This is a genomic window from Pseudoalteromonas sp. NH0006-26 (assembly GCF_057552415.1).
Genome location: NZ_BAAJMJ010000007.1, coordinates 47717 through 71862, shown reverse-complemented (window position 1 = coordinate 71862; position 24146 = coordinate 47717). Strand labels below are relative to the sequence as shown.

The 24146-nt window shown below is 41.4% G+C and carries 23 protein-coding genes and 1 pseudogene; 5 read left to right on the top strand and 19 right to left on the bottom strand.

Annotated elements, in window-relative coordinates:
- Nucleotides 1-11: 11 nt before the first annotated feature.
- On the top strand, nucleotides 12-1085 hold the full coding sequence (locus AC27JR_RS11925; protein ID WP_487173700.1) for a phosphotransferase enzyme family protein: 1074 nt from the start codon (nucleotides 12-14) through the stop codon (nucleotides 1083-1085).
- 108 nt (nucleotides 1086-1193) lie between these two features.
- Here the strand turns inward: AC27JR_RS11925 and AC27JR_RS11920 are convergent, their stop codons facing one another.
- The 14 genes from AC27JR_RS11920 to leuS form a co-directional block, all read right to left on the bottom strand.
- The gene (locus tag AC27JR_RS11920) at nucleotides 1194-1433 is read right to left on the bottom strand and encodes an RNA recognition motif domain-containing protein (RefSeq protein WP_487173699.1); all 240 of its coding nucleotides are present in this window, start codon (nucleotides 1431-1433) and stop codon (nucleotides 1194-1196) included.
- Nucleotides 1434-1570: 137 nt separating this feature from the next.
- Nucleotides 1571-2536 (bottom strand): lipoyl synthase, encoded by a 966-nt coding sequence (lipA, locus tag AC27JR_RS11915; RefSeq protein ID WP_008109434.1) that lies wholly within the window; start codon nucleotides 2534-2536, stop codon nucleotides 1571-1573.
- Nucleotides 2533-3186 (bottom strand): lipoyl(octanoyl) transferase LipB, encoded by a 654-nt coding sequence (lipB, locus tag AC27JR_RS11910; protein WP_487173697.1) that lies wholly within the window; start codon nucleotides 3184-3186, stop codon nucleotides 2533-2535. The genes lipA and lipB overlap by 4 nt, the downstream gene beginning before the upstream one ends.
- Nucleotides 3187-3205: 19 nt before the next feature.
- Nucleotides 3206-3484, bottom strand: a complete 279-nt coding sequence (gene ybeD / locus AC27JR_RS11905; RefSeq protein ID WP_076919259.1) for a DUF493 family protein YbeD — start codon at nucleotides 3482-3484, stop codon at nucleotides 3206-3208.
- A gap of 209 nt (nucleotides 3485-3693) precedes the next feature.
- A complete protein-coding gene (locus tag AC27JR_RS11900) occupies nucleotides 3694-4854 on the bottom strand; it encodes a serine hydrolase (RefSeq protein WP_076919273.1) in 1161 nt (386 codons plus the stop codon).
- A gap of 54 nt (nucleotides 4855-4908) precedes the next feature.
- Entirely contained in the window at nucleotides 4909-5670 is a 762-nt protein-coding gene (locus AC27JR_RS11895) for a septal ring lytic transglycosylase RlpA family protein (protein ID WP_076919260.1), read from the bottom strand.
- Nucleotides 5670-6776 (bottom strand): rod shape-determining protein RodA, encoded by a 1107-nt coding sequence (gene rodA, locus AC27JR_RS11890; RefSeq protein ID WP_076919261.1) that lies wholly within the window; start codon nucleotides 6774-6776, stop codon nucleotides 5670-5672. The genes AC27JR_RS11895 and rodA overlap by 1 nt, the downstream gene beginning before the upstream one ends.
- Nucleotides 6773-8653 (bottom strand): penicillin-binding protein 2, encoded by a 1881-nt coding sequence (gene mrdA / locus AC27JR_RS11885; RefSeq protein WP_008109445.1) that lies wholly within the window; start codon nucleotides 8651-8653, stop codon nucleotides 6773-6775. The genes rodA and mrdA overlap by 4 nt, the downstream gene beginning before the upstream one ends.
- Nucleotides 8654-8662: 9 nt before the next feature.
- Entirely contained in the window at nucleotides 8663-9133 is a 471-nt protein-coding gene (gene rlmH / locus AC27JR_RS11880) for a 23S rRNA (pseudouridine(1915)-N(3))-methyltransferase RlmH (RefSeq protein WP_008109455.1), read from the bottom strand.
- Between the two features lie 37 nt (nucleotides 9134-9170).
- Nucleotides 9171-9488, bottom strand: coding sequence for a ribosome silencing factor (rsfS, locus tag AC27JR_RS11875; protein WP_008109457.1), 318 nt, complete (start codon nucleotides 9486-9488; stop codon nucleotides 9171-9173).
- 62 nt (nucleotides 9489-9550) lie between these two features.
- Nucleotides 9551-10180, bottom strand: coding sequence for a nicotinate-nucleotide adenylyltransferase (gene nadD, locus AC27JR_RS11870; RefSeq protein ID WP_131691291.1), 630 nt, complete (start codon nucleotides 10178-10180; stop codon nucleotides 9551-9553).
- 12 nt (nucleotides 10181-10192) lie between these two features.
- Nucleotides 10193-11233, bottom strand: a complete 1041-nt coding sequence (gene holA, locus AC27JR_RS11865; RefSeq protein ID WP_487173695.1) for a DNA polymerase III subunit delta — start codon at nucleotides 11231-11233, stop codon at nucleotides 10193-10195.
- Nucleotides 11233-11724 (bottom strand): LPS-assembly lipoprotein LptE, encoded by a 492-nt coding sequence (locus AC27JR_RS11860; protein WP_008109462.1) that lies wholly within the window; start codon nucleotides 11722-11724, stop codon nucleotides 11233-11235. Before AC27JR_RS11860 ends, holA begins: the two co-directional genes overlap by 1 nt.
- A gap of 1 nt (nucleotide 11725) precedes the next feature.
- Nucleotides 11726-14314 carry a leucine--tRNA ligase gene (leuS, locus tag AC27JR_RS11855; RefSeq protein WP_487173694.1) on the bottom strand — a complete coding sequence of 863 codons (2589 nt, stop codon included), beginning with the start codon at nucleotides 14312-14314 and terminating at the stop codon, nucleotides 11726-11728.
- Nucleotides 14315-14499: 185 nt separating this feature from the next.
- Between leuS and AC27JR_RS11850 the strand changes: the two genes are divergently transcribed.
- From AC27JR_RS11850 to bamJ, 3 genes are all read left to right on the top strand, one after another.
- Nucleotides 14500-14958, top strand: a complete 459-nt coding sequence (locus tag AC27JR_RS11850; protein WP_008109466.1) for a zinc ribbon-containing protein — start codon at nucleotides 14500-14502, stop codon at nucleotides 14956-14958.
- Between the two features lie 79 nt (nucleotides 14959-15037).
- A complete protein-coding gene (locus tag AC27JR_RS11845) occupies nucleotides 15038-17467 on the top strand; it encodes a Lon protease family protein (RefSeq protein WP_487173693.1) in 2430 nt (809 codons plus the stop codon).
- The gene (bamJ, locus tag AC27JR_RS11840) at nucleotides 17464-17940 is read left to right on the top strand and encodes a BamJ family beta-barrel-assembly machinery protein (protein WP_487173692.1); all 477 of its coding nucleotides are present in this window, start codon (nucleotides 17464-17466) and stop codon (nucleotides 17938-17940) included. The genes AC27JR_RS11845 and bamJ overlap by 4 nt, the downstream gene beginning before the upstream one ends.
- Nucleotides 17941-17992: 52 nt before the next feature.
- Here bamJ and AC27JR_RS11835 read toward each other — a convergent pair whose 3' ends face one another.
- On the bottom strand, nucleotides 17993-18520 hold the full coding sequence (locus AC27JR_RS11835; RefSeq protein WP_076919267.1) for a CIA30 family protein: 528 nt from the start codon (nucleotides 18518-18520) through the stop codon (nucleotides 17993-17995).
- Between the two features lie 186 nt (nucleotides 18521-18706).
- On the opposite strand from AC27JR_RS11835, the gene AC27JR_RS11830 reads away from it, so the two are divergent.
- A complete protein-coding gene (locus tag AC27JR_RS11830; RefSeq protein WP_487173691.1) occupies nucleotides 18707-19717 on the top strand; it encodes an RDD family protein in 1011 nt (336 codons plus the stop codon).
- Nucleotides 19718-19791: 74 nt separating this feature from the next.
- Here AC27JR_RS11830 and AC27JR_RS11825 read toward each other — a convergent pair.
- From AC27JR_RS11825 to corC, 4 genes and pseudogenes are all read right to left on the bottom strand, one after another.
- Nucleotides 19792-20027, bottom strand: a pseudogene (locus AC27JR_RS11825) (apolipoprotein N-acyltransferase); the annotation flags it as partial.
- A 70-nt stretch (nucleotides 20028-20097) separates the two neighbouring features.
- Nucleotides 20098-21291 (bottom strand): methyl-accepting chemotaxis protein, encoded by a 1194-nt coding sequence (locus AC27JR_RS11820; RefSeq protein ID WP_158307809.1) that lies wholly within the window; start codon nucleotides 21289-21291, stop codon nucleotides 20098-20100.
- A gap of 423 nt (nucleotides 21292-21714) precedes the next feature.
- Nucleotides 21715-23268 (bottom strand): apolipoprotein N-acyltransferase, encoded by a 1554-nt coding sequence (gene lnt / locus AC27JR_RS11815; protein WP_487173690.1) that lies wholly within the window; start codon nucleotides 23266-23268, stop codon nucleotides 21715-21717.
- The gene (gene corC, locus AC27JR_RS11810; protein ID WP_036934272.1) at nucleotides 23249-24133 is read right to left on the bottom strand and encodes a CNNM family magnesium/cobalt transport protein CorC; all 885 of its coding nucleotides are present in this window, start codon (nucleotides 24131-24133) and stop codon (nucleotides 23249-23251) included. The genes lnt and corC overlap by 20 nt, the downstream gene beginning before the upstream one ends.
- Nucleotides 24134-24146 lie beyond the last annotated feature (13 nt).

Here is a 24146-nt window from a genome sequence, read left to right as displayed (position 1 = left end):
GTGAAGTAACCATGAGTTCAACCCCATTAGCAGCCTTTTTATCAGCGCGTTTTGGTATGGAAGATCCAATACTTAGTTTTAAACCAATAGGCAGTGGGCATATTAATACCACCATGTTGTTAAAGTCGACGCAGCAAGTGCTGGTGTTACAAAAGCTTAATACATTAGTTTTTCCAAAGCCACAACAGTTGGTCGATAATGCCAGGCTGATTGAAAAACACTTAAGCAATAAGCAGCAATTAGGTGAATTTAATTTAGTTATTTTGCATCATGTGCCAACAGTTAAGCAGGAATATTTAGTTCAAGCAGAAGAGGGCACATGGCGAGCACTTGAACTAATTGACGCTAGCTACAGTGAAGATGTAGTAAACACCTCTGCGCAAGCATATACAGCTGCAAACGCATTTGGCCAATTTGCTGCGGCTTTAGCTGATTTTGATGCGAGTAAGTTGCATGCAGTGATCCCTGACTTTCATAATTTAGCTATGCGGTTTGCGTCATTTAAACAGCTTGTTAGCCACAATCCACAGCAACGATTAGCAAATTGCCAAGCAGAGGTTGATTTTTGTTTAACACAACTTTCATTGGTTGATGAGCTAAGCGCATTAACCGGTGAAATTCCTGTTCGTGCATGCCATAACGATACCAAAATTAATAACATGTTATTTTGCTCACACTCAAGCGCAGCTAAAGCGGTGATTGATTTAGACACCTGTATGCCAGGATATTGGCTCAATGATTTTGGCGACATGGTAAGAACGTTTTGCTGTGCGGAGCAAGAAGACTCTACCGCACTTGATAAGGTACGTGTACGAGAAGATATTTTTGCAGCAATTGTCAAAGGCTATGTTGAGCCACTTAAACATATTTTAACCGCAGCAGAAAAACAAAGCTTTTGGTTAGGTGCTAAAGTAATGCCGTTTATGATTGGTTTACGATTTTTAACTGACTACCTTGATGGCGATAATTATTTTACCACTAAATATGACACGCATAATTTAGACAGAGCAAGAAATCAGTTTGCTTTGTATCGCGATATTGTCAGTAAAAAGCAAGTATTGCAGGCTTTATTAAATAACGCCTAGGTATTAGTAGTAAAAAAGGGGAGTGGCCAAAGTGTAACCCGTTTTTAAACAGCTTACACTTTATGGTGTGCTTAATTAAGCCGGTATGCAGGCTTTAGCTCAGTAGCATTAAGCATCCGCTAGTTTTACGCGAATTTTGCTTTTGTCTATTGTGGTTTGATTAAGGGCTTTAATCGCGCCTTTAACTTCAATGTCGTTAGGCATTTCTACAAAGGCAAAGCCTTTAGACTGGCCTGTTTCTTTATCGAGTACTAAGTTACAGGTGGTCACTTTACCGTGAGCTGTAAATAATGTACGAAGTTCATGCTCAGTAGTGGCACGTGATAAGTTACGAACTAATAATTTCATATATAACCTAAATAATGGGTTCAAGCATAATTATCTCAAGTAACCTTGCTTTAACCTAACGTTATTTTATAAACAGTAAAAATAACCGCTAAAAAAACAAAAAACCGCCTAATGGCGGTTTTTTATATTGCGAGAGGTTACTTTACTTCTTTACCTGCCGCTTGTTGATCAGCGTGATAGCTTGAACGTACAAATGGGCCTGAAGCGGCGTGTGTAAAGCCAATTTCATCAGCATATTCTTTTAGTGCGTCAAATTCAGCAGGTGGCACGTAACGCTTAACGGGTAAATGATGCTTAGACGGTTGCAGGTATTGGCCTACAGTTAGCATATCAACGTTATGAGCACGTAAATCGCGAAGTACTTCCTCGATTTCGCTAATTTCTTCACCAAGGCCAACCATTAAGCCAGATTTGGTTTTAACCTCAGGATGTGCTTCTTTAAAACGACGTAATAACTCAAGAGACCATTTATAATCGGCACCTGGGCGCGCAAGTTTGTATAAACGTGGCGCTGTTTCTAGGTTGTGGTTAAATACGTCTGGCGGCGTTTCAATTAAAATTTCGAGTGCTCTGTCCATACGACCACGAAAATCAGGGACTAATATCTCAATGGTGATTTCTGGATTGTGCTTACGAATTTCGCGAATGCAATCAGCAAAGTGCTGAGCACCGCCATCACGTAAATCATCACGGTCTACTGAAGTAATAACCACATAGCTTAACTTCATGTCTTTAATGGTCAGTGCCAGCTTTTCAGGCTCTGCCGCATCTGGTTTTAATGGGCGACCATGAGCAACGTCACAAAATGGGCAGCGACGTGTACAAATAGCTCCTAAAATCATAAAGGTGGCTGTACCGTGGTTAAAACACTCAGATAGATTAGGGCACGAGGCCTCTTCACACACTGAATGTAAGCCATGCTTACGCATTGCTTGTTTAATACCGTCTATACGCTCAGTCGATTTAGGTAAGCGAATCTTAAGCCATTCAGGCTTACGTAGCATTTCAGTTTTTTCTGTAGGTAGAACCTTAACGGGGATCAACGCCATTTTTTCTGCGTCGCGTAGTTTTACACCTGGTTCCATTTTGACTGGTTTATTCATTCGTTTTCAAACCCTTCAGTATGCTTAACCTGTGTTGCATTAAGCTTTTTGATCATGTGTTTTACCAGCCCCTGACCTGCTGCTTCAAGGTTTTGAGGGCCATTTAATTCTTTAGTTTGCACCATATTCATGCCCGCATAACCGCATGGGTTGATGCGTAAAAATGGACTTAAGTCCATGTTAACATTTAATGCTAAGCCATGAAATGAGCAGCCACGACGAACTCGTAAACCTAAAGAGGCAATTTTGCTGTCGTTAACGTAAACACCAGGGGCATCCGCTTTCGCGTATGCGTTAATACCATACTCTGCAAGCGATTCAATGATGCACTCTTCAAGCCAAGTAACCAGCTCTCGCACCCCAATTTTTAAACGACGTAAATTAAATAATACATACATCATTTGCTGACCTGGGCCGTGGTAAGTTACCTGTCCACCGCGGTCAACTTTAATCACTTCAATGTCGCCTGGCGATAATAAATGCTCATCTTTACCGGCTTGACCTTGAGTAAATACACTTTCGTGTTCTACCAGCCAAATTTCATCTGCGCTGCTTTCATCGCGGGTATCGGTGAAATCTTGCATTTTTTGCCATATTGGCTTGTAACGTTGGCGCCCAAGTTGGCGTACGATTAAGGTGTTTTCGTTCACAATCAATCTCAGCTATGGCTTAAAGCATATGGCGTACGTCATCGATGTTGCTGATCACGTTATAAATTTCTTCGATATGAGTTCCACTGGTTACTGTGGCCACTAAAGTGACTGACTCATAGTTACCTTTACTGCTCGGTTTTACTTTTGGCGCATAATCACCCGGAGCGATAGGTTGTAACTTTTCTAAAATTTGATCAGTTAAGTTTACGTTTGCAAGACCCATTATTTTAAATGTAAACGGGCAAGGGTACTCTAAGTACTCATCAAATTTAGTGTTTTTAACAGGTTCAACCACGACGGGAACTCCTCAAACAAAAGTGTTGGCTTAACTTATACGTTAAGCTTTAAACTGACAGGCTAATGACAATCTTGAAATGATGTTATTTTTGACCTAAGCCAACGATAGTCATTCAATACGATTGGTATATATGGGGCGCATTCTAGCACTTTTCAAGCAAAAAAAAACGCCTCACAAAGGAGGCGTTCATATTACTTTACTGATGCTTACATTATTTGTAAGCGTAAGTAGTCATATATTTTACTAAAGAAGCTACCTTCTTGTATTTCTTCAAGTGTAACTAGCGGATATTGTGCAATATCTTCGCCTTCAAGTTGTAAAAACAGTGTGCCTACTTTAGTGCCTTTAGCTAAAGGTGCTTCAAGCGTATCGTCAAGCTCAAAGTTTGCTTTAAGGTTTTTATGTTGGCCACGAGGAATCGTAATAGGGGTGTCTTCTAAAATACCTAAAGAGACATTCTCTTTATTACCCATCCAAATGCGTTGCTCTGCAAAACTATCGCCCGCTTTGTAAGGCGTAATTGTTTCAAAAAAGCGGAAGCCGTAGTTAAGTAGTTTTTTACTCTCAACTTTACGTGCGCGCTCACTCGAAGTACCCATAACTACCGCAATTAAACGCATGTCGTTTTTTGTCGCCGAGGTGACTAAGCTGTAACCGGCATCAGACGTGTGGCCTGTTTTGATACCATCAACATCTAAGCTTTCATCCCATAACAACGAGTTACGGTTATATTGTTTTATGCCATTAAAGGTAAAAGATTTTTCTTTATAAAGAGCGTATTCATCTGGCACATCTTTAATAAGGGCAGCGCCTAATGTGGCCATGTCGCGTGGGGTGGTGTAATGCGCATCCGTATCAAGGCCGTGGCTATTAACAAAATGAGTATTCGTCATGCCTATTTTTTCGGCATGAGCGTTCATTAAGTCTGCAAACGCACTTTCGCTGCCAGCAATATGCTCAGCCATAGCAACACAGGCATCATTACCCGATTGCACAATAATGCCGTGATTAAGATCATCTACGCTAACTTGCTTACCTACTTCAATAAACATTTTTGATGATTCAGGAAAGTTTTTTGCCCATGCTTTTTCGCTGATAGTCACCATATCGGTAGGTGCTATATTACCTGCATTAATTTCTGTACCAATTACATAACTAGTCATCATTTTAGTTAAGCTAGCAGGAGCAAGTTTTGTATCGGCTTCACCTTCTGCAATCACTTTACCTGTGGTGAAATCCACCAAAAAGTAACCTTTAGCATTAACTTGAGGAGGGGCTGGAATAATTTGTGCGGTGGCTGAAAAAACGGCGGCAGAACAAACTAAGCCGCAAACACCAGTAAGAATTTTATGTTTAATAGATTTCATCATACTCATTAATGGTTAAAGTTAAAAATATGCATTCTCCCTATTCTAAAGGGCTTACTGAGTGTAAAGCAAGAACGCGTTTTGAAATTGATTTTGTTTTAGTGTTTCTAATACTTGTTGCGCGTGATGGGCATCTTTTATTGGCCCTAAGTGCAATCTATAAATAGCATCTTTTTCGACGATATTTGTTGGTAATTTATACTGCTCTCGTAGTGTCTGTGCCAATGCCTCTATATTGGCTAAGGTACTGCCCGCTGCTACTTGAACGTAGGTTTTTCGCGCATGGGTATCTGCAAGAGTAATCGCTTCAAGCTTAACCTGTGCTGTACCGTATTTGTGGTAGCCAAGTTTGTAGGCCGCAGCATAGGAAAGATCAATGATTCTATCATCATGAAAGGGTCCACGATCATTAACCCGTACTATAACAGATTGGCCATTGGCTGTATTTGTTACGCGTACAAAACTCGGTAATGGTAAGGTTTTATGGGCTGCCGTCATGGCGAACATATCGTAAATTTCGCCATTAGAGGTGTGATACCCATGAAACTTTCGGCCATACCATGAAGCAATGCCAGTTTCTGAATAACCGGTTTCATCGAGCATAGGGGTATAACGTTTGCCCAACACTTCGTAAGGGCGTGTGGTGCTAGCGCTTTTTATTACTTGAGTAACAATAGCATCTTGCATTTCTAATTCGGTCGGTGCCCGCAGTGGTGCGGCATCATGTCGCATACTGTAACGGCTATTTGAACTACTACAGGCGCTTAAAAAGAAACTGATCAGAGTAATAATTATAAACTGTTTATAAAGGCGCATTATTTTAAGAGCATCCTTTTTTCTGTGGCAATCGACATAATAATGCCAAACGCAGCCATCAAGGTCACCATTGAGGTGCCGCCATAACTAATTAATGGTAAGGGGACGCCTACAACTGGTAATAGACCCGAGACCATGCCTATGTTTACAAAAATATAAACGAAAAATGTCAGTGTAAGTGAACCTGCGAGTAACTTGCCAAAGGCCTCTTGTGCATTAACTGCAATAAATAATCCACGGCCAATGATGAATAAGTACAAACTAAGTAAAACACATACACCAAATAAGCCAAACTCTTCACTCAGTACAGAAAAAATAAAGTCGGTATGTCGCTCAGGTAAAAATTCTAGCTGCGATTGTGTGCCTTGCAACCAGCCTTTGCCTTCAATACCGCCTGAGCCAATCGCTATTTTTGATTGAATAATATGATAGCCAGAACCAAGCGGATCGCTCTCAGGATCTAAAAAAGTTAAAACGCGTTGTTTTTGATAATCGTGCATACCATAGTGCCAAAAAGGCCATGCAGCTAAGGCCACAATAGAGCTTAAAAAGCCAATTAAACGCCAACTCAAACCAGATAAAAACAATACAAACACACCCGAGCTGGCAATCAAAATTGAGGTGCCCAAATCAGGTTGTTCCTTAATAAGTAGGGTAGGCAGCATAACAATGGCAAAGCCAATCACTAAATGCAGCGGACGAGGGGGTAAATGGTGACGGCCAATATACCAAGCAACCATCATTGGAACCGCTAGTTTCATTAATTCTGAGGGTTGAAAGCGGGTAATACCTAAATCTAACCAGCGTTGAGCCCCTTTAGAACTTACACCAAATAGAAGTACCCCAACCAGCATAAGTAGTCCCAAGCAATACATGGGAATGACTAAGCGTTTTAGGGTCGTAGGTGGGATTTGCGCTAAAACAAACATGCCAATAATTGCACCAGCCATACGGGTTATATGGCGGATCATCATGGCCGAATCTTGGCCCGAGGCACTATAAACTATGGTGATACTGCCAGCCATCATCAGTAATAAAGCAATTAACAGTGGCAAGTCGATATGCAGGCGCAGCCAAATAGAACGCTTATTATGTAAAGCCGTCATGGTACTTTACTCCCTGAGGATTGAATTGGGTTAGCTGCAAAATAATAATCCATTAATTGGCGCGCAATGGGGGCACCTACAGAGCTACCCCCGCCGGTATTCTCTACCACAATAGAGACTATAATTTGTGGATTGTTGTAAGGGGCAAAACCGACGTAAATGGCGTTATCGCGTTGGCGCTCTTTGAGTGCATCGGCATCGTAACGCTCGCCCTGAGCAATACTGACCACTTGGGCTGTACCGGTTTTACCTGCAGGGTCGTAGGTAGCCCCTTTAAACGCACGGTGTGCTGTACCGGTGGTCTTTTTAACCGTGTTATGCATTGCATCAATAGCGATGCGCCAGTTATCCTCATTATTGAGAACAACAGGTGGCTTTTCTTCATTATTGAGCTGGGTGATCTGGTCTTCTTTTTTAGCCACTTGCACTAAGTGAGGAGGATGATTTATTCCCCGGTTAACTAGAATATTAGTCGCGTTGGCTATTTGAATTGGGGTGGCAGTCCAATAACCTTGGCCAATCCCTACAGAAATAGTATCACCACGCCACCATGACTCTTTGAAACGATCTTCTTTCCACTCTTTTGAGGGCAAAATAGCGGTTGTTTCTTCATGAATATCAATGCCTGATAGCTCACCAAAACCAAAACGTGCCATAAAGTTACTTATTTTGGTGATCCCCATGCGATAGGCTGCATCGTAAAAATAAGTATCGCATGACTCTTCTATTGCTTTGTAAACATCAACATGGCCATGGCCCCAACGTCGCCAGTCTCGCCATCTATGCTCTACATTGGGTATTTGAAAAAAACCGGGATCCCACATGGTGGTGGTCTCTTGTACTATGTTTTCTTCTAATGCCAAAATAGCCATGTGCGGTTTAATAGTCGATGCTGGTGCGTAGCGCCCCTGGGTGGTACGGTTTATAAGCGGGCGATCAGGGTTAAGCAGGGCTTTGTAGTCTTTACTGCTAATACCGTGCACAAATAAATTAGGATCATAGCTTGGGTTTGAATACAGCGCTAAAACGCCGCCATCTTTTGCATCCATAACCACAATAGCGCCGCGCATATCTTTAAGTGAATGTTGGGCTATTTGTTGTAAACCAATATCGAGAGTAAGTACTAAATCGTCCCCCGGCTGCGGTGGATCCATACTCAAGGTGCGAATAATACGGCCACGGTTATTTACTTCAACTCGCTGTGAGCCGACCTGGCCATGAAGTAATGGCTCGTAGTATTTTTCGATACCCAGTTTGCCAATATCATGGGTCGCTCTATAATTGGTGGCTTCATCTTGTTGCTCAAGCTTGTTTAATTCTTTTTTATTGAGCTTAGCAACATAGCCTAAGGCATGGGTTAAGGTGTCTCCAAACGGGTAATAACGGGCTAAACGCGCTTCAATACTAAACCCTGGGAATTTATGTTGGTTTACTGAAAACATCGCTACTTCGTTTTCATTTAAGCGAGCTTTAAGAACTTGGCTTTTAAAGCGGCGAGTGTGCTTTATATCATCAAGAAAATCAGCTTGCTGCTGCTCGGTAATATCAATAATTTTACTGACTGATTTCAATGAGGCAGTTAAATCGTCAACTTCTTCGGGGATCACTTCAAGGTTATAAACGGGCTTGTTTTCAGCCAGTAAAACACCGTTGCGGTCGTAAATAAGTCCGCGATTAGGTGCAATAGGGATTACTTTTATACGGTTATCGTTAGAGCGAGTTTGATAATCTTGGTGGTCGTCAACTTGAATGGTGTACAAGTTAGACAATAATATGGCTACTAAGGCTAATATAAAAATAAAACCCACAAATGCACGCCGAGCAAATAAATTAGCTTCTGCTGAGTGGTCGCGAATAGTGGGTCTTCGTTTTAGCATGGCAAGAAACTACTCGCGATGATAAGGGTGGTTGTTATTTAAGCTCCAGCCTCTGTAAAGACTTTCAGCTACAATAATACGTACTAAGGGATGCGGAAGCGTTAAATTTGATAACGACCACTTCTGCTCAGAGGCTGCAATACACTCTGGGGCTAATCCTTCAGGTCCGCCAATCAGTAAACTGACATCGCGACCATCTAGTTGCCACTTTTCCATGTTTTTCGCTAGCTGATGAGTATCCAGTGCTTTACCGGTTACTTCTAGTGTGACAATACGATTGCCTTTAGGTATGGCGGCTAAGGTTTTTTCACCTTCGGTGTGTAAAATACGCTTTATATCTGCGTTTTTGCCACGTTTACCAGCAGGTATTTCGATTAGTTCCAGTGCCATATCTTTGGGAAAGCGGCGCTGATATTCTGCAAAACCTGTTTCTACCCATGCTGGCATTTTTGTACCAACAGCAATCATTTGTATTTTCACGACGTTACTTCCAAGCGTTGTCTAAAATAGGGAGCTATTAGCCCCAAAGCTTTTCTAGATCGTAATAGCTACGTGCTTGATCTTGCATAACGTGAACAATCACATCACCTAAATCAACGAGTGCCCATTCGCCATCGCTTTGGCCTTCATAGCCAATAGGCTCTTCACCAGCGTGACGAGCTTCTTTTGCTAAGTTATCAGCAATTGACAGTACATGACGTCTTGATGTGCCTGAACATACAATCATGTAATCGGTTACGTCTGAGGTGCCAGTTACGTCAAGTTGAATCACATCACGTGCTTTCATATCGTCAATTTTGTCTAGTGCAAAAGCGAGTAGTTGTTTCGAATCCAAGGTTTTGTCTCAATTTAAAATTTAATAGCGGTCATTTTAACACGCTGAGGGGTTTATACCAATCACTCTTGATAAAGCTGGTGCTGCTCAATATAGTGACTCACGGTGTCGGGTAATAGTTCACTCTTTTTAATGCTTTTTTTAAGCGCTTGACGGATAGTGCTGGATGCGGCATCTAGCTGTTCTCCTTCTAAAAAGTAAAGGTGTCCGGCATTTTTTTCGTTCAGTAGGGAAATATCTTTGGTCACAGCCTGCTGTTTGTAGTTTTTAAGTTCACCTTGTACGTCACAGTTTTGACCTGGGCGTTGATACACCACTATATGGCAAAGACGAGTTATTGTTTGCCACTGATACCATTTATCAAGGTTGTTGAATGAGTCCATACCAATCAAAAATAAAATAGGGGTATCGGGATTTTCAGCTCTTAACTCTTGCAAGCTTAATAAAGAATAAGAAGGCCCGCTGCGTTGTAGCTCCCGTAAATCAAGCTTAAACTCTGGGTAAGCTGTAATTGCCGCTTTAAGCATTGCTATACGATGCTCGGTGCTGATCCCCGGTGCCGCTTTGTGTGTGGGTATTGCACAGGGCATAAAATAAAGTGAGTGTAATTCAAAAGTAGCCACACATTGCTGCGCCATATTAAGGTGCCCCAAATGAACGGGGTCAAAAGTGCCACCAAAAATTGCAATCATGATATTTTCCCTTTACTGACGGTTAGTATGACACGGCAGTGGAATATCGAGCGGTTGGCAAAACTTAATACAAATATGTGCCAATGCTTGATAGGGGGCAATTAATGCGCCTTGTTTGTAGCTTGCATCAAATAATGCCAGTTCACTGCAAATGCTTTCAAGGGTGTCAATGTTAAGTCTGTTTATCGCTGTTTGTACCGGTGCTTGCTGATTTTTCCATATCGCTTTTTGTTTAAACAGGGTCGCTAACGACTCACCTTGCAGTAACCCTTGCTGTACACTGAGTAAGGTATTTAGATCTTTATTGATGGCCCACAAAATACTCATTACTTCAGTATTATCAATGGCAAGCTTATTTAATACTTTTATAGCTTGAGCGGTGTGGCCGTTTAACAGAGCATCACTTAAATCAAAAATATCGAATTTAGATTGGTTTAGCAGCCCTTGCATCACCAGTTGTTGGGTAATGAGAGCGTTACCATGTATTAGCGACAGTTTTTCTAACTCTTGAAAACAAGCCAGTAAATTGCCTTCAGTGGCATTAATTAAACTAAGCTTCGCTTCGTTTTGTAAATTGAGTGACAAGCGTTGGCACTGTTCATCGAGCCAACGTTTTAAGTGATTACCACTAAGCGGATAGCAGGGTACAAATAGCCCTTGCTTATCGAGTGCTTTAAACCACGCACCGCGTTGCACATCTTGGCTTGCTTTGGCGCCTTTAACAATTAAAATGGTGTCAGGGTTTTCAAGCTCAACGACCTTTTTAAAGGTGTTTGCGCCGGGTGTACCGGGTTTTTGCTGGTTTAAATCAAGTTCAATAATCGTACGCGCACTAAATAACGACATACTTTGGTATTGCGCTATGATTTCTTGCCAATCAAAGCCTTGGGCTAAAGTGAATTTAATTACTTCATCAAAACCTTGCGCTTTTGCGCTATCGCGTATGAGCTGTACACATTGCGCTTCTTGAAAAGGCTCTTCACCAAAGACCAAATAAAAGGGTTTTAACCCTTTTTTTAATTCGCTAGGAAGCTGATTTGCATAACAACGCATTATAGTTGCGACAACTCTCTAACAATTCGACGACTCGCTTGCTGGCGAATTTCGCTGATCAGCAGTTCAAGCTCTTTTGCTTTGGCTAGTGCGTTGTCAGGGTCATCTTGGTAATTACGGTAAAGCTCAAAACGTTTTTCAATGGCTGCTTGTTTTGGACGTTTTACAACATAACTCACACTGTATGCCAGTTCATATTCTGCTACTTGTCCGTTTTGAAACAACGATAAGGTTTGACGCTCTAGCTGCTCTTTAAATAAATAAAGTTGCGCAGACTGTTTACTCGCAGGGACTAAAGTAACATCGCTCATGGTCAGCTCTGTTTGCAAATAGCTAAACAACGCTGATTTTTGATCATCACCCACCAAGGTTAGCTGTTTTAAATCATCGGGTAGGCTTGATGCTTTTTTAAGGTGAAAGCCACAGCTCGATAACAAAAAACAGACTAGCACTAAGGCTAGTCCGTTTTTAATGGCATTTAAAGCAGCCATATTAGTTAGCTACCACGTTAAGCAATTTACCGGGTACATAAATTACTTTGCGGATTGTTGCACCATCAGTAAATTTAGTGACGTTAGATTCTGCAAACGCGAGTGCTTCTACTTGCTCTTGCGTTGCATCAGCTGCAACCGTTAGTTTTGCACGTAATTTACCGTTTACTTGTACTATGATTAATTTTTCATCTTCAACTAGGGCAGATTCGTCAACTTTTGGCCATGCTGCATCTAAAATATCACCTTCTTTACCTAGATCTTGCCATAACTGATGCGATAAATGCGGTGTTATTGGTGCTAGCATAATAAGCAATGCTTCTAATGCCTCGTTAGCAATGGCGACATCTTGAGTATCGTTTAATGGCGCTTTTAATAACTTATTAGACAGCTCCATAATTGCGGCAATTGCCGTATTGAATGTTTGACGACGTTCAACATCATCGCTCACTTTTGCAATCGCTTTATGTAGCTCACGGCGAAGTACTTTTTGCGGATTTGTAAGCGCCGATTTATCAAGTGCTTGGAAGCCAACCGTTTTAACATCTACCGCGTATTTCCATACACGTTTTAAGAAACGGTGCGCGCCTTCAACCCCTGAATCTGACCATTCAAGCGTTTGCTCTGGTGGTGCAGTAAACATCATAAACAAACGCACGGTATCTGCGCCGTATTGGGCAATGACTTCTTGCGGGTCTATGCCGTTGTTTTTCGACTTAGACATTTTGCTCATGCCAGATGAGAACACAGGATCACCGTCTTTTTTATGCCATGCCTTGGTTACGCGGCCTTTTTCGTCGGTTTCGGTATTAACATCGCTTGGCGAAATCCATATATCGCCGCCTTTTTCATCTTTACGATAAAACGTTTCAGCTAATACCATACCTTGACAAAGTAAGCGGTCGAATGGCTCGTCTGAATTAACTAAACCAAAGTCACGTAATAATTTGTGGAAAAAGCGCGAATACAATAAATGTAAAATTGCGTGCTCAATACCACCAATGTATTGGTTTACTGGTAACCAGTAGTTAGCGGCTGCTGGATCTAACATGCCTTCGTCATGGCGCGGGCTACAGTAGCGAGCGTAATACCATGATGATTCCATAAAGGTGTCAAAAGTATCTGTTTCATGAGTGGCGGGTACACCATTTACAGTCGTTTTAGCCCATTCTGGGTCGGCTTTAATTGGTGAGGTAACGCCATTCATTACCACATCTTCTGGTAAACGCACTGGTAGCATATCTTCAGTGGCAGCAAGCTCATTACCGTTCTCATCACTCAGCATTGGAATTGGCGAACCCCAGTAACGCTGACGGCTTACGCCCCAATCGCGTAGACGGAAGTTTACTTTACGCTCGCCCACACCTAATGCTTCTAGTTTGTCGGCAACAGCGTTAAAGGCGTTTTCAAAATCAAGGCCATCAAATTCACCTGAGTTAACCAGTACACCTTTTTCGGTGAATGCTTCTTGGGCTAGGTTTACTTCAAGCTCTGAGCCTTCAGCAGGGGCAATAACTTGTTTAATGTCGAGGCCGTAGGCTGTTGCAAATTCAAAGTCACGTTGGTCATGAGCAGGTACTGCCATTACCGCACCTGAGCCGTAATGCATTAATACAAAGTTAGCAACCCAAATTGGTACTTGCTCGCCCGTTAATGGATGAGTAGCGTAAAAGCCCGTTGCAATGCCTTTTTTCTCCATGGTTGCCATGTCTGCTTCGGCAACTTTAGTGTTTTTGCATTCTTCAACAAACATTGCAATCGCGTCGCTATTTTTCGCCGCTTCTTGTGCAATAGGGTGGCCACCGGCAACGGCTAGGTATGTTACACCCATAAATGTATCTGGGCGCGTAGTGTATACGCTAAATTTTTCGTTGTTATCGGTACGTGTAAATTCTATGTCTAACCCTTCAGAGCGACCAATCCAGTTGCGCTGCATGGTTTTAACTTGTTCAGGCCAGTCTTCTAATTTGTCTAAATCGTCTAATAGCTCTTGTGCGTAGTCGGTAATTTTAATAAACCACTGAGGAATTTCTTTTTGTTCTACTACCGCACCTGAACGCCAACCGCGGCCGTCAATTACTTGCTCGTTAGCTAATACAGTTTGATCCACTGGATCCCAGTTAACCGTTGACATTTTTTTGTACACTAGGCCTTTTTCGTAAAGCTTAGTGAAAAACCATTGTTCCCATTTGTAATATTCTGGGTGGCAAGTCGCAATTTCGCGATCCCAATCGTAACCAAAACCTAATTGCTTAAGTTGGTTACGCATGTAATCAATATTTTCGTAAGTCCACTTTGCAGGGGCTGTTTTATTTTTAATAGCCGCGTTTTCTGCTGGTAAACCGAACGCATCCCAACCCATAGGCTGCATTACGTTTTTGCCTTGCAAGCGCTGGAAGCGAGAAACCACGTCACCAATGGTGTAGTTACGCACATGACCCATATGCAGTCGACCACTTGGATAAGGAAACATTGAGAGGCAATAGTATTTTTCTTTGCTCTCATCTTCTGTGGCTTTAAATACTTGGTTTTCTTCCCAGTAGCGTTGGACTTTTGACTCTATGTCTTGTGGGTTATATTGCTCTTGCATTTACGTTTCCAAACTTCTTGCATACTAATAAAAAATTGTCGATAGGATACCCCAAATAAAGCGCTATTCACAGCGTCAAAGCGGCGCTTTTTGTAAATTTGCGAGTAAATTAGTTTTCAGTACAGGTTAACCTATACTTATCTATGATATAGAGTAAATCAGCAGACGTTTTGAAGGAGTATAAAATGGCAGATTACAGAACATGGCTTAGTGATTTAACCGATTGGTTAAAAGATGTCAAAGAGCATGAAGTGAAAGCCGCAGTAAAGCGATTTATTGAATCTGAGCAGGCACTTAAAGATTTAGGTGAAGAAAAATATCAGCTTTATCGTAATTACTTAATGCGTGACATTTCTCATCTACAAGAAAATAACAACTACTATAATTCGCTTGCATGGCAGGAGCTTAAAGAGTCATTGTGGTTTGAGCTTTCTCATATTGAAGATAAAACACAGCTAGAATGGCAGTCGTTAAGTGAAGATTTTAAGCATAATGGTGTTTATCACGCAGGCGAATGGATAGCCATGGGCACATTAGTATGTAAGAATTGCAACCATAGCTACGATGTTTATCATGCGACGCAAATTATTCCGTGTACACAGTGTGATGGCATCTACTTTAGCCGCCAGGCTTTACAACCTTAAATATGAATATTGAGTGGCTTATATAGCCACTCAATATGTCCAAAACCTAGCGAATATGCTGGTAAAAAAAGAAGTTAGAATGACGAAAAAATTGCTGCCACTACCCGTATCAAATCTTGCACCGAGTATTTCATCGAGCCATGTAAACACCTGCATGAGCAACCCATACCCAGAGCAACTTACCTTTATAGGCCAACAACGTGCGCAAAGTGCCTTGGACTTCTCTTTAGGAATGGACCTACCCGGTTATAATGTTTATGTAATGGGAGAGGCGGCACACGGGCGTTTTACTTTAGTAAAAGACAAATTAAAACAACACGCTAAAGAGCGCACAACACCGCATGAATGGTTATATGTTAATAACTACGACGATCACCGTGAGCCTATTGCGTTATTTATGCATGCAGGGCAAAGCAAACAATTAGCCGATGATATTGACTCATTTATTGACGAAGTGCTCGACACTTTTCCTGCTGCATTTGATAACCCTGCTTATCAGCGTAAGAAAAAATCGATAGACCGTGAATTTAACGATGCTTACGACGGCGCAATTACCGCGGTAGAAATAGCTGCGCTTGAGCAAAGCGTGGCATTAATTGAAGAAAAAGGCGTGGTCGGGTTTGCACCGTTAATTGATGGTAAGCAACTTACCGATAATGAATTTTCTGATTTGGAAGATGATTTACGCGAAATGTTTTTTGAGCGCATAGAAAAATTAGAAGATGCCCTCATTGAAGCGCTTATTGAGTTACCGCGCTGGAAACGTGAATCCAAAGAAAAGCTCCGTAATCTTAAAAAGTCTACTGCTGAGCAAGCCACTAAACCGTTATTAAAAGATTTAGAACATAAATACGCCAGCCATATTGGTGTGCTGCGTTATTTAAAAGATATACGTGTAGAAATTATTGATGCCGTGCTCGAATGGCTTGATGATGAAGGCGAAAGCGAAGAAAACAAAGAAGACTTTGACCGTAAAGGCATGCTTACCGACTTTTTTGCGCCAAATATTTTAGTTGAATACAAAGAAGGCGATGCGGCACCGGTTGTTTACGAGCCAAACCCAACCTTTGGTAATATTTTTGGCAAAATTGAATATGCCACATCGCAAGGGTCGTTAATTACTAGTTATCGCTCAATTCAGCCTGGTGCGCTGCACCGCGCCAATGGCGGCTATTTAATTATGGACGCTGAAAAAGTAATGGCTCAGCCCCAAGTGTGGGATGGGTTAAAGCTGTCGCTAAAAACCCATCAAATTAAAAATGATTTACCTTACCAAGACAGTGTTGTTGGCAGCAGCTTTACGCTTCGCCCGCAGTTAATACCGCTTGATGTAAAAATTATTCTACTTGGCTCACGTGAACTTTATTACACCATCGGTGAATACGATGAAGAGTTTGCAGAGTTATTTAGAGTACTTGCCGATTTTGATTATTACTTACCAAGTAGCGATAAGCTGCAGTATCAGTTTATTACTAAAGTAAGCGATTACTGCGAGCAGACATTAAAGTGCACGTTAAACGAATCAGCAATGGTGCGATTACTTAAATTTAGTTATCGCCAAGCTGAGCACCATAATAAACTTTCTGCCCGTTTTGCTGATGTGCTAGAGCTTGTGGCTGAGGCCAGTTTTTACGCTAAGCAAGATAAGTTGACGGTGATTGATGCTCGCCATATTGACGAAGCCATAGAAGGCAAGCAGTACCGTACGGGGCAAATTAGCGAAAACATGCTCAGCGATATAAAAGAAGGGCACACTTTAATAGCAACCGACGGGCAAGCTGTAGGTAAAGTTAATGGTTTAACGGTACTGCACATTGGTGATACCTCATTTGGCACACCTGCACGCATTACTGCTACCGTTTATGCTGGCGCTGACGGCGTTATTGATGTGGAACGCGAAGCCGAGCTGGGTAAAGCAATTCACTCAAAGGGGGTAATGCTGCTTACCGGTTATTTAGGTAACAAATACGCGCAGCACTTTAGCTTAACACTCAGTGCGAATATTGCTATTGAACAAAGTTATGGCTACATAGATGGTGATAGCGCCTCATTAGCCGAACTTTGTGCGCTAATTTCAGCAATCACCAGCCTACCCATTAGTCAGTCTATTGCACTAACTGGTTCAATCAACCAGCATGGTGATGTGCAGGCAATTGGTGGTGTAAACGAGAAAATAGAAGGCTTCTTTAAGCTATGTAAAATGCGCGGCTTAACGGGCGAGCAAGGCGTTATTATTCCAAAATCAAACCAAGTTAACTTAGTACTTGATGATGAAATACTGAATGCGGTTGAACTGGGTAAATTTAATATTTTCGCTGTGGAAACCGTTGACCAAGCGCTAAACTTACTAATGGATATTGACGCGGGTGAGATGATTGATGAACAGTACCCAGAAGATTCAGTGAATGGCATTGCATTAGCACGATTAAAAGACATTGCTGATATTGTTAATGGCGATAACAGCGACGATAAAGACGACGACTCAGAAGATGAAAAAGGGGAGTTATGATCAATATAATTTTACTGATTGTTATCGCTATTTTTTGCGTTTTGATTTTTAAAAACAGTAAAAAGGCCAAGCAGCAAGCAATCGCTAACGCGCAAATTGAAAGTGATTATTTAATTGCCAATGCAAAGGTAGAAGGCGTTCAAGAAACCGCATCTGGCTTGCAATATAAAATAATCCATAAAGGACAGAGCGAAAATACACCTAGCCCAACGAGTATGGTGAAAGTGCATTATCATGGCACTTTAATTGATGGCACTGTATTTGACAGCTCAGTAGAGCGTAAAACGCCGATTAGCTTTGGCTTAAACCAAGTTATTAAAGGTTGGACCGAAGGCCTACAACTGATGAGTCCGGGCGATAAATTTCAGTTTTATATACCTCATCAGCTCGCCTATGGTGAAAAGCGAGTAGGCAGCATCTCGCCTGCATCATTGCTTATTTTTGATGTGGAATTATTGGCAATAGAATCCTAGAAAATTGTAGCTAATGATCGCTTATATAACTAAGCGGTCATTACATTGTTAGTTATTCACTCGCAAATTTAATTTGTCCAATAGTAAGCTTAAATTCCCCCGCCTGTTTACCTGCAATCATAAACCCAAGCTGCTTTATATCATCAAAGCTAATTGTAGGCTGTTGCTCAAGTAATCGCCCGCGATAAGTAAGTTGGAAATCCTCAGGTAAAAACTCAATATTAAGCCACTCGCTCTGTGTGGTACTAAACGAGCGGGTATAAGCTGCTCCATCCATGTATTTATTAGTTCTTAAGCGTAGTTGGTAGGTTTGACCATCACCCTTAACACGCAGCACTATTTTAGTGATGTTTTGGTTTTTTACATCCAATGGTGTTCTTATAGAAGCAAACCCACCATTATTTGCAAGCGATACGTTGCCTGTAAACACTAAATTGTCGTTTTCATACAAAGCCTGACTATTAGAAATGCCACCCATCACCGAATCATTAACCACATACCAGCGAGCATTAGCGTTTGCCTCGGTGGTAGCAAACAGTAAGTTAAAAACAAATAGTGATGAGAGTTGTTTGGTGGTCATGAGCTCTTCCTCGTAGCTTTTATATTTAATACGATACGATAGATTAATTGTTCACTCTTTTGAGAATTAATCTACACCTAGCGGCTATTTTCAATGTGAACTCTCGTTATTGATTTTATTCGCTTGAGCAAAAATTAAAAAGCGCGTAATTTAACCGCGTTACCTATTTTAATAACAAGTATAATAATGAAAGCACAAGAACTAGAACAATTAGCGTTATCTAAAGCCGAAACTCGAGAAGTGATCACGCCGTATGCCTTTGAGGTTGATAATGCTTTACTTGGCTTGCCTTTGGCTTCGCCGACTCGGCGCGCATTAGCAATGATTATAGATGTTGCATTAATATTCTTAGCTGCAAAGCTCAGTGCGACTATTATTGCATTCGTTGCTGCGATGGCTTTTTACAAAGGAACGGCGCAGCAATACCTTCCTAAAATGTCGAGTGTGTGGCGAAGAATATTAAAAATAGTAGCAGCAAGTATTTTATTTTTAAGCGCTCTTGCTGTGCTTTCAATTGGCATAGATTACTTAGAAGGCGATGACTCTGCTCAAGGCTTAACTGTTCAAGGCTTAAAAATACAGGATGACATTCAGCTTACTTCCACAGAAAAAAAGCAGGTAAATGCCTACTTAGTGCAAACAGACGACGAAAGCTGTGAGCAATCTTGTCAACAAAATGCACTTGATAATTTGATTGGGCAAGTACCCAAATTAGCCGAAATGGACGACCTACAAAACCCACAACTTGCAAAAGCATTTTTACAATTATTAGTGCTTGGTGAAAATAACGGATTAAAGCTTGCGCAGTTAACAGAAGATAAACCCGCACAAATAACCACACACAGTATTTTGCAGTGGGGCAAAGGTATTATTCAAGATTTAGGTTTGGGTTTTGGCTGGGCGGCTGTGTACTTCACACTGTTTTCTTTATTATGGCGCGGTCAAACCCCTGGTAAAAAGCTCTGTAACACCAGAGTGGTTGCATTAAGTGGTGAATCACTGGGTTTACTTGATTGTTTTGGCCGCTACGGTGGTTATGGCGCAGGTTTTGCCACCGGCTTGTTAGGCTTTTTACAAGTGTATTGGGACCCAAACAGACAAGCCATTCAAGATAAAATATCAGCGACTGTGGTTATTCAAGGGAGTGTGAACCAAGTTGTAAATGTGCAAACAGTTGTAGATAAAGTGAAAGAGTAAAGCAATTAAAAAATATATGACCGAAGTAAAAACTTAAAATTAAAGTGCGATAATTATCTTACCGCGCTTTAATTTTAAATATTTCTTTTATCTTTTAGTTTTAGCCTAAACCCGACAACCCCCAACAACACCACAATTCCCCATACAAATACATTACCGTATTCGCTATACACGCCATCCCCTTGTATTAGCTTTATATTGGCTTTGAGTGTGGTAGCTTCAAACTGTGGCATAGTTAGTGTGTTTGGCTTATGAGGTCATATACACCGCTTATGGCGTTGTTGGTCACACGTACCAATGGGTGTAGTAGGCGGCTATATATCTTAAGGAAATAGTTATAGCTAAGTATGTTCACTTAACTATAACTGTTTATATGGAGGTTAAGGGATTACTTTAATTGCAATCGCATTATCGTCTTTACTATATTCCTCAACGTCCGATAGGTTACTTAATAATTGGTTAATTTGAGTTAATTGCTCGATAATTCGGTCTGATATTTCAGCGGTACTTTCTGCAATAGATGAGTTGTTACGTAAAACCGGTTCTACCTGTGAAAGTCCCTCATCAGCATGAGAAATACTGTCCGTTTGACGTTTGGTAGCCGAATCAATATCTTGTGTTAAATTAAGTAATTGCGACATATCCTTAACAATTAAATCTAAACGTCCCGCTACATCATTAACAGCGGATTTTCCAGATTCAACACTGCTAATAGAGGCTAAAATAAGAGTGCCAGTTTCTTGTGCTGCATTAGATGATCGTTGCGCCAGAGTTCTTACTTCATCAGCAACAACTGCAAACCCACGACCTTGCTCGCCAGCTCTAGCAGCCTCAATTGCAGCATTAAGAGCTAATAAATTTGTTTGTGCTGCAATACCGTCAATTACCTGAATAACTTCACCAATCTCTTTGCTGGAGGTACTGAGTTGCTCTATAGTGTTAACCATCTCGCTCATAGCAGTGTTAGCCAATTCAACTCGTTCAACAATTTCGCTTGCGAATAACCTAACTTCGGCAACGCTGGTGGCATTTGCTTCAGATTGAGCTCGTACTTCCGAGAGTGACTGACTCATTTCTTCAACAGTGCTAAGTAATTCGGTTGTGCTTGATGCTAAGTTAATACCGACTTCGCTAACGGTACCTGCATCAGAGTTTAAGCTCTTAGACATACTCATGACGTGTTTATAAACGTTGGCAAGTGCCACTTTTTCGGTCACATCGGATACAACTTCAACATGGCCAATTTGTTGGCCTTTAGAGTTTGTCAGGTAAGATGTATTAACATCAAAGTCTTTATCCCATTGATGAAAATGAGTCTTAGGCTGGTTGTTACGTAAACATCTCACTCCACAATTAGGCGTTTGACAAATATTTGCCCCCCAGTTGTGACACGACATGCCCAATACATCCTCACGGTTTACTCCAAGAGGGGATGTGGCTGCTTTATTAACAAATGTCCAGTTCATATCAATATCGGTAACAGATAAAGGTAAAGGTACAGCATCCAATATTTGTTCATACCAATGATTTCTCTCTTGCATTTGCTGCTTTTGAAAAACCAATAGCAATAACATAGCTACCCCCAATGCCATAGAGGGAATAATTAAAAGTATATTAGGGTGATTACTTATGAAAATTTGAAAAGATAATAAAATCAACTGTATAGCTGTTAATATTATACCAATTAAAATACTGCGATTTACCATTTAAGCTAACTCCAAACAAAATAAAATCACCGCATGCTCAATTAATAGTGTAGCTAATAAATAGTAATGAGTGACAATTTCATAAATATTTTAAGTGACCGTTAAATTTAGTTTTGTATCTATTTGAAGCCTAAATTTAATTTTACTCATAGAAAATTACCTGAATGCTGAAGATTCAGACAATAAAAAAGATGGCGAGTTTACGTACTAATTCATAGCATAGCAATGCTTTTTTGTGATGTTGAATAAAGGAAAAAAGTGTGGTTTGTGCCTGCCTAAGACAGGCCTTTACTATTGATGCCTTTGTTTAAAAATAGCGGACACTAAAGTTAATAAGACTAATATGAACCATACAAACATATTGCCGTGTTGGCTATACAGGCTATCCCCTTGTATTAGCTTTATATTGGCTTTAAGTGTGGTAGCTTCAAACTGTGGCATAGTTTGGCGTGTTTGGCTTATCGGGTCGTATACACCACTTATGCCATTGTTGGTAACACGTACTAGTGGACGCTGTAGTTCTAGGGCGCGCATGCGGGCAATTTGCATATGCTGGTGGGGGCCAATAGAATCACCAAACCAGGCATCGTTACTCACAGTAAATAGTAAATCAGAGTCGCTTTTATAATTACCCCGCACTAAATCGGCAAATACTATTTCGTAGCAAATGGCGGGCAGCAGGCTAAAGCCATTCGCACGTAAGTTATCTTGCACTTTATCACCGCGCGAGAACGATGACATAGGTAAATCAAATAACGGCGCTATGGGGCGGAGTATGTCTTCAAAGGGAACAAACTCTCCAATCGGCAGTAATTGGTGCTTTTGATAGCGGTTACTATCTAAGTAACGATAGTGGCCGTGTTCATCATTTTGCTCTTTGTTACCGACCACAATCAGGGTATTAAAAATGGTTTTAGTGTCGCGTTGGTAATCAACAATACCCGTTACTAGCGCGGTTTTATTAAATGAGGCGGCACTGTCTAAGCCTGCTAAGTATGAATCAGCAAGCGCTTCTATCTCAGGCACTGCGGCTTCAGGCCACACAATTAAATCGGCATCCCAGTGACGGCGCGTCATATCCTGATACTTACTCATGGTGGTCCAAAACTCACTAGGATCAAAGCGTAAGTGTTGTTTTATATTACCTTGTACAAGCAGCACAGACAGGTTTCTATCGGAGTAATTGGTTGTCTTTGTTAAGTGTGCGCCTGCGAAGGCAAGCAAAACCACAGTAGCGGTAACAACAGGCATTTTAAATTGTTTTTGCGTTAAGCTGTACAATGCAAACCCAATGGCAATACATAATAGCGTGAGCCCAAATTCACCAATAAAAGGAGCGAGGGCATTAAGTGGGCTATCAGTTTGTGTATAACCAAAGCTTAACCAAGGAAAACCAGTTAACAGCTTGGCACGCAAATATTCACTAATAGCAAAACAAGGGAGTAGTAGGGCGGCAAAGCTTATAGAGCCGCTCGAAAAGCGAGTGGTTGCCCACAGCGCCAACGCAGGAAATAACGCAAGGTAGCTGCACAGTAATACCATTAACGAAATGGAAGCGAACAGTGGCATACCGCCAAAGGTGGCGATAGAAACATGCACCCAACTTATACCGGCACCAAACCAACCTAGGCCAAATATAAAGCCATATTTAGCGGCGGTTTTAGCGTGTTTTTTTCCTGTGAGGTTTGCAGGGATACAAAAAAATAATGCGGCCAAACTAAAAAATACAATCGGCCAAATACCAAAAGGCGCGTAGCTAAAAGTTAAAACAAGGCCCGCAACTAGTGCGAGCCATGCTTTTTTATCTTTTGCTAGTAGGGTGGGGCTAGTTAGCAGTTTCTTCACTGTCGTTATCATCAGCCTTAGGAATGGTGACTTGCAGTTGCAATATACGACGATTATCAGAGTTAGTTACTTTAAACTGAAATCCTTCTATATCGATGGTTTCGCCACGACTCGGCATATGGCCAAAGGCATGCAATACAGTACCACCAATAGTGTCGGCGTCTTGTGAGCTGTAACCTGATTTAAAATGCTCGTTAAAGTCATCTACAGGGGTTAATGCCTGCACAACGTAAACATGCTTAGCCAGTTGACGAATATCTTGTTGTTCTTCTTCTTCATCGTGCTCATCTTCGATTTCGCCAACAATGATCTCAAGAATATCTTCAATGGTTACTAAACCCGATACACCGCCGTACTCATCAATTACAATCGCCATATGGTAGCGTTGCTGACGAAATTCATTAAGCAGGGTATCAACCCGTTTACTTTCAGGCACTACCATAGCAGGGCGTAAATAATCACGTAGCGATGGTAAATGCTCATCTTTATTTAAAATGAGGGGTAATAAGTCTTTTGCGAGTAAAATCCCTTCTACATGGTCTTTATCTTCACACACCACCGGAAAGCGAGAGTGGGTAGAGTCAACCATCATAGGTATATGCTCTTCAAGCGGGCTATCAATTTCCAAAGTGACCATTTGTGAGCGCGGGATCATAATATCTCGCACTTTAAGCTCAGACACACCAAGCACACCTTCAATCATTTCTTTGGTTTCAGGATCGATTACATCCCGCTCTTGGGCATCGGCAATTACCTCAACCAGCTCTTCTCTATTCTGGGGTTCCCCTTGCAACATGTGGGTTATACGGCCCAGCCAAGTCCTGCCAGAAGAACCCTGGCTAGATTGCGAGTTATCGTCGCTCATTACGTCTAATTGC

What these genes read in the sequence shown, in the direction of transcription:
- AC27JR_RS11925 (WP_487173700.1), top strand. Translation starts at nt 12, where the DNA reads ATGAGTTCAACCCCATTAGCAGCCTTTTTATCAGCGCGTTTTGGTATG.
- AC27JR_RS11920 (WP_487173699.1), bottom strand. Translation starts at nt 1,433, where the DNA reads ATGAAATTATTAGTTCGTAACTTATCACGTGCCACTACTGAGCATGAA.
- lipA (WP_008109434.1), bottom strand. Translation starts at nt 2,536, where the DNA reads ATGAATAAACCAGTCAAAATGGAACCAGGTGTAAAACTACGCGACGCA.
- AC27JR_RS11900 (WP_076919273.1), bottom strand. Translation starts at nt 4,854, where the DNA reads ATGAAATCTATTAAACATAAAATTCTTACTGGTGTTTGCGGCTTAGTT.
- AC27JR_RS11895 (WP_076919260.1), bottom strand. Translation starts at nt 5,670, where the DNA reads ATGCGCCTTTATAAACAGTTTATAATTATTACTCTGATCAGTTTCTTT.
- rodA (WP_076919261.1), bottom strand. Translation starts at nt 6,776, where the DNA reads ATGACGGCTTTACATAATAAGCGTTCTATTTGGCTGCGCCTGCATATC.
- mrdA (WP_008109445.1), bottom strand. Translation starts at nt 8,653, where the DNA reads ATGCTAAAACGAAGACCCACTATTCGCGACCACTCAGCAGAAGCTAAT.
- nadD (WP_131691291.1), bottom strand. Translation starts at nt 10,180, where the DNA reads ATGATTGCAATTTTTGGTGGCACTTTTGACCCCGTTCATTTGGGGCAC.
- holA (WP_487173695.1), bottom strand. Translation starts at nt 11,233, where the DNA reads ATGCGTTGTTATGCAAATCAGCTTCCTAGCGAATTAAAAAAAGGGTTA.
- AC27JR_RS11860 (WP_008109462.1), bottom strand. Translation starts at nt 11,724, where the DNA reads ATGGCTGCTTTAAATGCCATTAAAAACGGACTAGCCTTAGTGCTAGTC.
- leuS (WP_487173694.1), bottom strand. Translation starts at nt 14,314, where the DNA reads ATGCAAGAGCAATATAACCCACAAGACATAGAGTCAAAAGTCCAACGC.
- AC27JR_RS11850 (WP_008109466.1), top strand. Translation starts at nt 14,500, where the DNA reads ATGGCAGATTACAGAACATGGCTTAGTGATTTAACCGATTGGTTAAAA.
- AC27JR_RS11845 (WP_487173693.1), top strand. Translation starts at nt 15,038, where the DNA reads ATGACGAAAAAATTGCTGCCACTACCCGTATCAAATCTTGCACCGAGT.
- bamJ (WP_487173692.1), top strand. Translation starts at nt 17,464, where the DNA reads ATGATCAATATAATTTTACTGATTGTTATCGCTATTTTTTGCGTTTTG.
- AC27JR_RS11835 (WP_076919267.1), bottom strand. Translation starts at nt 18,520, where the DNA reads ATGACCACCAAACAACTCTCATCACTATTTGTTTTTAACTTACTGTTT.
- AC27JR_RS11830 (WP_487173691.1), top strand. Translation starts at nt 18,707, where the DNA reads ATGAAAGCACAAGAACTAGAACAATTAGCGTTATCTAAAGCCGAAACT.
- AC27JR_RS11820 (WP_158307809.1), bottom strand. Translation starts at nt 21,291, where the DNA reads ATGTTATTGCTATTGGTTTTTCAAAAGCAGCAAATGCAAGAGAGAAAT.
- corC (WP_036934272.1), bottom strand. Translation starts at nt 24,133, where the DNA reads ATGAGCGACGATAACTCGCAATCTAGCCAGGGTTCTTCTGGCAGGACT.